The 7674-nt window shown below is 61.5% G+C and carries 4 protein-coding genes; 3 read left to right on the plus strand and 1 reads right to left on the minus strand.

Features of this window, described 5'->3' with window-relative positions:
• Positions 1-84: 84 nt before the first annotated feature.
• The 3 genes from ASD31_RS26610 to ASD31_RS05150 are packed head-to-tail and all read left to right on the plus strand — an operon-like array spanning position 85 to position 5964.
• Entirely contained in the window at positions 85-1023 is a 939-nt protein-coding gene (locus ASD31_RS26610; protein ID WP_056330325.1) for an ImuA family protein, read from the plus strand.
• A complete protein-coding gene (locus ASD31_RS05145) occupies positions 914-2482 on the plus strand; it encodes a Y-family DNA polymerase (RefSeq protein WP_274534251.1) in 1569 nt (522 codons plus the stop codon). The genes ASD31_RS26610 and ASD31_RS05145 overlap by 110 nt, the downstream gene beginning before the upstream one ends.
• Entirely contained in the window at positions 2479-5964 is a 3486-nt protein-coding gene (locus ASD31_RS05150) for an error-prone DNA polymerase (protein ID WP_056330330.1), read from the plus strand. The genes ASD31_RS05145 and ASD31_RS05150 overlap by 4 nt, the downstream gene beginning before the upstream one ends.
• A 453-nt stretch (positions 5965-6417) precedes the next feature.
• On the opposite strand, the gene ASD31_RS05155 is transcribed toward ASD31_RS05150, so the two are convergent.
• Positions 6418-7449, minus strand: a complete 1032-nt coding sequence (locus tag ASD31_RS05155; protein ID WP_056330332.1) for an IS110 family transposase — start codon at positions 7447-7449, stop codon at positions 6418-6420.
• Between the last annotated feature and the right edge of the window lie 225 nt (positions 7450-7674).

Here is a 7674-nt window from a genome sequence, read left to right on the forward strand (position 1 = left end):
TCTCAGAATTTGCCGTTGACTCTTTCCGGCACCTCTGGAATCAATAAGAACATAACAGGAACAATCAGCAATTGGAGTGACGTCATGGCGCAGACGCCCATGGCGCGCGAGCGGCTTTTTGCGCTGCGCGAACAGATAGCCAGACTGGAAGGCAGCCCGGTAGCCGCCGCCCATCGGGATGCGGCAGATGCCGAGGGTGGATTGAAGGGGGCCGGATTGGAGGGCGAAGGCGAAAGGCCCCGCCTGTCCTTCCAGGTTCCCCTCTTGGACGAGGCGCTGGATGGCGGCTTGCCGCTCGACGGCCTATCGGAACTGCGCTCGCCGAGCTTGCGCGACGCGGCGGCAACCGGCTTTGCGCTCGCCCTTGCCGCCCTGCTGCAGAACGGGGCGGCGGACAGGTCGCCGGTCCTGTGGATCAGCGACAGGGTCACAGCAATGGAACAGGGCCTTCCCTATGCGCTGGGCCTGAAGGATATCGGGCTTGAGCCGGCGCTTTTCCTTCATGCGGTCCCGCGCCGGCTGGAGGATGCCCTCTGGCTTGCGGAAAGCGCCATCGAAAGCGGTGCCTTCCTGGTCAGCATATTGGAGGTCAGGGGCAATCCCGCCCATTTCGGCCTGACCGAAAGCCGGCGATTGAGCCTGAGGGCAAAGGCGGCAGGGCGGCCGCTCCTCCTGTTGCGGCAAGCGGGAGAGGAGGAGGCGAGCAGCGCCGCCTACCGGCTCCTGGTCGAGCCGGCGCCCGCGACATCAAGATTTCTCCCGGACGGATCGATGCTTGGCGGCAGCATCGGCAATCCGGTCTTTCGTCTCACCCTGGAGAAGAGCCGAAACCCGGCCCCTCTCTCCCTTGCCCTCGAATGGAATCCCCATGACCGTCAGTTTCTCCTCGCCCGCGGCCCAGACGACATTCGGCTTGCGGACCCATTCGCAACGCATCCTGGCGCTCGTCTTCCCGCATCTTCCCACCGACCGGATTGCCCGCCGGCGATGGGGCCTGTCCTGGCGTTCGACCGGGCGTCCTGAGGCGCCACCGCTTGTCTGTTCCGCAAGGCTCGACAATGCCATGCGGCTGACGGCGCTCGACGAGATGGCCGAAACGCTCGGCCTCAGGAGAAACCAGGGCGTCGCCGAAGCGCGGGCCATGTATCCGGTTCTCGATGTCGTCGAGGAGGACCGGGACGCCGACCGGCGCCTGCTCGACGGTATCGCCGACTGGTGCGATCGCTATACGCCCCTGGTGGCGCTGAACGGTCCGGGCGGATTGTTTCTCGATATTACCGGCTGCGCCCATCTCTTCGGCGGCGAAAAGGCGCTGCTTGCCGATCTCCTGTCGCGCCTCTTCCAGATGGGGCTCGACGTGCGCGGCGCCATCTCCTCGGCGCCGGGTCTTTCCTTTGCGGCATCCCGTTTCGGCGAAGGCGGCGTCATTGCCGACGAGGATATGGAACGGGTGCTGGCGCCCCTGCCGGTGGCTTCATTGCGGCTGGAGGAAAACACCATCGCGGCGCTGCGCAAGCTCGGCATGAAACAGGTGGGCGATCTCATTCACGCACCCCGGGCGCCGCTCACGCGTCGTTTCGGGGCGCAGCTGCTGCTGCGGCTCGATCAGGCGCTCGGCCGCGACGAGGAGCCGGTTTCGCCGCGCCGGCCGGTCGCCAGCCTTTCGGCCGAGCGCCGCCTTGCCGAACCCGTCCAGTCGCAGGAGGACATTCTTGTCCTTACCGGGCAGATCGCCCTGTCGCTGAAAGCCGGCCTTGAGGAACGCGGCGCCGGCGGGCGGGTTTTCGAGCTTGTCCTGTTTAGGGTCGATGGTCGGGTCTTCCGCATTTCCGCCGGTGCCTCGCAGCCCCTGCGGGATGCCCGCCGCATCGCCGCGCTGTTTAACGAACGCCTGCAGGCCGTTCATGACGATCTGGATGCCGGCTATGGTTTCGAGATCCTGCGGCTAAATGTCGTGCGCCATGAGGCTTTCGAGGCCGCGCAGGAGGATTTTGATGGCGAGCGGCAAAACCAGGTTTCGCTCGCCGGCTTTGTCGATCGCGTCTCGGCCCGTCTCGGCGCCGACTGCCTGCAGGGGTTTCACTTGCGCGAGAGCCATGTGCCGGAGCGGGCGGTGACCGCGGCACCCGCCATCCATGCGCTGCCATCGGGAAAGACGTCGCCGGCGCGTGATGTCTTCCTGTCCCGCAGCGCGCGTCCCTTGCGGCTTTTTGCGCGGCCGGAGCCGGTGGAGGCGTCGCTGGCCGAAGTGCCGGACGGCCCGCCGGAAAGTTTTCGCTGGCGGCGCATGCTGCACCGGGTCTCCCGCAGCCAGGGGCCGGAACGGCTTGCCATGGAATGGTGGATCGACGGGGCTGACGCCCGCGCACGGGATTATTTTCGCATCGAGGATGCAAGCGGCCACCGCTTCTGGATCTATCGAGAGGGCTTCTACGGCCAGATGCCGCCGCCGCGCTGGTTCATGCACGGGGTCTTCGCATGAGTATGCACTCCCCCTTCTTCGAGATCGGCGCCAGGACGAATTTCTCCTTTCTGGAAGGGGCGTCGAAGCCGGCGGAGATGGTCGTCCAGGCATCGGCTCTGAAGCTTGCAGGCCTGGGCATCACTGATCGCAATTCGGTCGCGGGCGTGGTTCGGGCCCATGCGCAGATCCGGGACATGAAGAGCGCCTGCAAAAGAGCAGCGCAGGAAACCCGACCAATTCGCGAAAAGGGGAAAGAGGAAACGGTGCTTCTCGAGCCGGTTCCCTTCCAGCCTGGCGCACGACTGGTCTTTTCCGACGAAACTCCGGATATCCTCGCCTTCCCGCGAAACCGGAAAGGCTGGGGCCATCTCTGCCGCCTGCTCAGTGCCGGAAACCTGCGGGCGCAAAAAGGCGCATGCCTGCTCGGCGAGGCCGATCTTTTCGAATGGGGAGACGAGATGATGCTCGCCCTCCTCCCGTTTCCGGTCGATCATGCCGATGCGCGAAAAAAGCTGGAAGCCTTGAAAAATCTGGAGGATTGCCTGGGGCGCCTGCGCGGCCGTTTTGGCGAGGCATTCTATCTGGTGCTTTCGCCATCCTATGACGGCGGCGATGCCGAGCTGTTCGCCACCCTCTCCCTCCTCGCCGCCCGCAGCCGGGTGTCCCTCATCGCCAGCAACCAGCCGCTCTACCACCATCCGGCCCGTCGGCCGCTCGCCGATATCGTCACCGCCATTCGCGAGCATGTGACGATCGCCGAGGCCGGATTCCGGCTGGCGCCCAATGCAGAACGTTATCTCAAGCCCGGGCGTGAAATGGTGCGCCTGTTCCGGCACTATCCGGAAGCGGTCGCCAATACCGGGGCATTCTTCAAAAGCCTCGATTTTTCGCTGGATGAACTCCAGCACAATTATCCCGACGAAAGCGTCGAGGGAGAAGCATCAGTGGAATTGCTCGAGCGCCTGACCTGGGAAGGCGCGCGCAAACGGTTTGCAGACGGCATCCCGGACAAGATCGGGACGCAGATCGATTACGAATTGAAACTGATCCGTGAGAAGCAATATGCGCCCTATTTTCTCACGGTCTACAAGATCATTCAGCATGCCCGCTACGAGTTGAAGATACTCTGCCAGGGGCGCGGTTCAGCGGCAAATTCGGTCATCTGCTATTGCCTTGAAATCACCGAGGTCAATCCGGAGAAGAGCACGCTTCTGTTCGACCGGTTCCTGTCCATGGATCGCGACGAGCCGCCGGATATCGATGTCGATTTCGAGCATGACAGGCGCGAGGAGGTCATCCAGCATATTTACCGAACCTATGGCCGGGAACATGCCGGGTTGACGGCGGCGGTGACGAGCTATCGTGCCCGTTCCGCCGGCCGCGAGGTGGCCAAGGCCTTCGGCCTCTCGGAGGATGTGCAGTCGGCCCTTGCCAGCACGGTCTGGGGCTGGTCGTCCAAGGACCTGTCCGAACGCGAGGCAAGGGCGGCCGGGCTCGATCTTTCCGATCCGCTCACCCGCAATGTTCTTCACTATGCGAGCGAGCTCATGAGCTTTCCCCGGCATCTTACCCAGCATGTCGGCGGTTTCGTCATCACAAAGGACCGGCTCGACGAGGTGGTGCCGATCATGAACACGGCCATGCCGGACCGCTACATGATCGAGTGGGACAAGGACGATCTCGATACGCTCCGGATTCTGAAGATCGATATCCTGGCGCTCGGAATGCTGACCTGCTTGCGCAAGGCCTTTGCGCTTCTCGAAAGCCATTACGGCGTGGCAAGGACGCTGGCCGATCTCGGCAACAGGGACCACGAGGACGGCGAGCCGGTCTATGACATGATGTGCCGGGCCGATACGATCGGCGTGTTCCAGATCGAAAGTCGGGCGCAGATGAGCATGCTGCCGCGTCTTCGCCCTCGCGTCTTCTATGATCTGGTGATCGAGGTGGCGATCGTCCGGCCAGGACCCATCCAGGGAGACATGGTGCATCCCTATCTGAAGCGGCGCGAGCAATCCCGCCTCCCCGGCTTCAGGATCGACTATCCCAAGGACGAGATGATCCCTATCCTGGCGCGAACATTCGGCGTTCCGCTCTTTCAGGAACAGGCGATGCAGATCGCCATTACCGCCGCGAAATTTTCGCCGGCAAAGGCGGACCGCTTGCGGCGATCCATGGCGACCTTCAAGCGTTCCGGCAAGGTCAACACATTCAGGGAAGACATGGTCAACGGCATGATCGAAAACGGCTACACGCGCGAATTTGCCGAGCGCTGTTTCAAGCAGATCGAAGGTTTCGGCGAATACGGTTTCCCGGAAAGCCATGCCGCCTCCTTCGCGCTGCTCGTCTATGCCTCCAGCTGGGTCAAGGCCTATTATCCCGACGTGTTCTGCGCGGCGCTCCTGAATTCGCAGCCGATGGGTTTCTATGCGCCGGCCCAGCTGGTGCGGGATGCGCGCGAACACGGCGTCGAGATACGCCCCGTCGATATCAATTTTTCGCAATGGGATTGTCTTCTCGAGGATGCTCCGTTTCGTGAGGATGCGATCGACCGGCGGCATGAAGAAATGCGCGAAGTGATCCGAACGAAAAAGGCGGTGCGCCTCGGCTTCCGGCAGGTCAAGGGCCTGTCGGAGACCGACATGAACGAACTCGTTGCCCATCGCGGCGATGGCTACGGCTCGATGCGCGATCTCTGGCTGCGCTCGGGTCTGCAGAAATCAGCTATGGAGCGGCTGGCGGATGCCGATGCCTTCAGGTCGATCGGGCTGTCGCGGCGCGAGGCGCTCTGGGCGGTGCGGGCACTGGATGCCAGGAGCGCCGCGGAGATATTGCCCCTGTTCGAACGTGCCGGTCAGGCCGGTCTCCACGCCGATCTTAAGGCGGATCTCCAGGTCGAGCCGGAAACCCGCCTGCCGGAAATGCTGCCGGGCGAACAGGTGATCGAGGATTACCGCTCTCTTTCCCTGTCCTTGAAAGGACATCCGATCTCCTTCCTGCGCGAAGATTTTGCAAGAAGGAACATTCTTCGCAACGTCGACCTGCTCGCCGTAGCGAGCGGGCAAATGGTCACCATTGCCGGACTTGTGCTGGTGCGCCAGAGACCGGGCTCCGCCAAGGGCGTGATTTTCATGACGCTGGAAGACGAGACGGGCGTGGCCAATGCGATCGTCTGGAAGAAGGTTTTCGACCGGTACCGGTCCGTCGTCATGGGTGCCCGGCTGGTCAGGATAAGGGGAAAACTGCAAAGCCAGAACGGCGTGATCCATGTGGTTGCCGACGAGATCGAGGATATGACGCCGATGCTCGGTTTGCTCCAGCGCGAAACCTCGCGTTTTGCAGCCTGCGAGCGGGCGGACGAGGCCCTGCGCCCGACGGCCGATCATCGCCGTAAAAAGCCGGGTATTGCCCTGCCGGAGCATTTCCCGCCCGGCCCGATCGGTCAGGGCGAACTCATCGACACGGCAAGCGTCATGCCGAAAGGCCGGAATTTTCACTGAGTGGCAAGCGGCCGTCGCCTGAGGCGTGAAGAATATTTTCGTCTTGCGCATAGCTCAGATTCATCTAAAACACCGAAAAGTTTGCGACGTGAAATCACATCCATCATCTACAAGTTGAAGAAGAGGTTGTCTAATCGCATTCCGTTAGTCAATCTTGTCAGATACCGTGCATGATCGCCGTGTTGCCGAACATGCAGCGCGACGCAAATCGATCGGTGGTTCGACCCTCAGCGGTCATTTTTTGAGAGCGATCGGTGCTGGGGGCAGGGTTGTCTCCGCGGTCGATACCTGATCGCCGCATAACGGTATTCGCAGGTGGGATCTTCCTATGTTTAGAGCGCAGTCTCGAGCGAGCTGCAGCCTCTTGCATCGGAATGACCCAACCCACGTCCCCAGCAGGGACGCTCAGTGCCTCAATCGAATTGACGCGCTGAGAGGAAAGGCTGGCACTTCCTATGAAGGCGCGCCGGCCGATGCGTTGAACACTTCTCCTGTCTTGAGCATGCTATGCATGACGACTGCAAGTTTTCGGGCAACCGCCACCGCAGCGCGCTTGAAGCCCAACCGCTCACGCAGCTTGAGACCCCAGCTTTTGAGACTGCTCGTGTTCCTCGCGCTGGTTCTGGTGAGGATCACCGTCGCCGCTTCATAAAGCAGTCTTCGCATACGGTTGTCGCCTTTTCGCGAGATGCGGCCTCCATAATCGATCTCACCTGACTGGTAACGCCGCGTTGTCAGTCCGAGCCAGGCGCCAACCGAGCGTGACGTCCGAAAGTTCTCTGGGTCTTCAATTGCTGCGACGTAGGATACGGCCGTAACGGCGCCGACACCTGGGATCGTCATCAAAAGCCGCGTAGCCTGGCTTTCCCGCGCCGCTGCAAGCAACTGTCGACTTAGATCGGCCCCGCGCTTGCGGATGTCGCGCCACGCCTCAAGCAGAGGCAATAGAATCCGTGCCAGCTCATTATTCTCATCCAAGAGCCCCCTTACATTGCCTACAAACACCCGACCCGTTCCCTTGGGGACAATAAGACCAAACGTCTTCATCAAGCCGCGGATTTGGTTGCTGATCTGGGTGGAGATGCTCAGGAGCTGATCGCGAGCTGCAACCAATGTGCGTATCAGCATGGCGTCGAATGACTTTACCCTGACCGCCTTGTAGAAGCCGGCTTCAGCCAGATGGGCCAGGCCGTCTGCATCATTGGCATCGGTCTTGTTGAGCGTCTCATTCAATATCTTTTGCGCGTGCCGCGCTTCAATGCAGATCGCGGGCAACCCCGCGTTCGTCAGCCCATGGTAGAACCATGTCGCCAGGGGCCCTGTCTCGAAAACAACGCGCCTGGCGCACGGGGCGTGCTTGCGGATCATTTGCGCCAAGATCTTTGGGTCCGAAGGCCCCTTACCTCGCCAGATCCGTTTCCCGTCCTCTCGGATCGAAATCGCCGTCTCCTTCAGCGAAACATCAAGCCCTATGAACTGGTCCATGCTTGTCTCCATTCGATGTTTGGGCCCGGTCCCTCCCAGGCCGCCCGTTTTCCCTTGTCGGCGGAGGCGGCCGCCAGGCCAGCATCTTGAAAAGGGTCCAAACGATCGCGCCGCGATTACCCCATGTTTAGATGTCCCTGAATAAAAAAGTATATGTCGCCATGAGTGCGGATATTATCCATCCAGGCCATCTAAACATCATAAAGGAAGCGGTGAAACTTGGCG

Source organism: Rhizobium sp. Root482 (genome assembly GCF_001426565.1).
GTDB lineage: Bacteria > Pseudomonadota > Alphaproteobacteria > Rhizobiales > Rhizobiaceae > Pararhizobium.

Excerpts from the sequence above, each read along its gene's own strand:
- ASD31_RS26610 (WP_056330325.1), top strand. The coding sequence starts at position 85 with ATGGCGCAGACGCCCATGGCGCGCGAGCGGCTTTTTGCGCTGCGCGAA.
- ASD31_RS05150 (WP_056330330.1), top strand. The coding sequence starts at position 2,479 with ATGAGTATGCACTCCCCCTTCTTCGAGATCGGCGCCAGGACGAATTTC.
- ASD31_RS05155 (WP_056330332.1), bottom strand. The coding sequence starts at position 7,449 with ATGGACCAGTTCATAGGGCTTGATGTTTCGCTGAAGGAGACGGCGATT.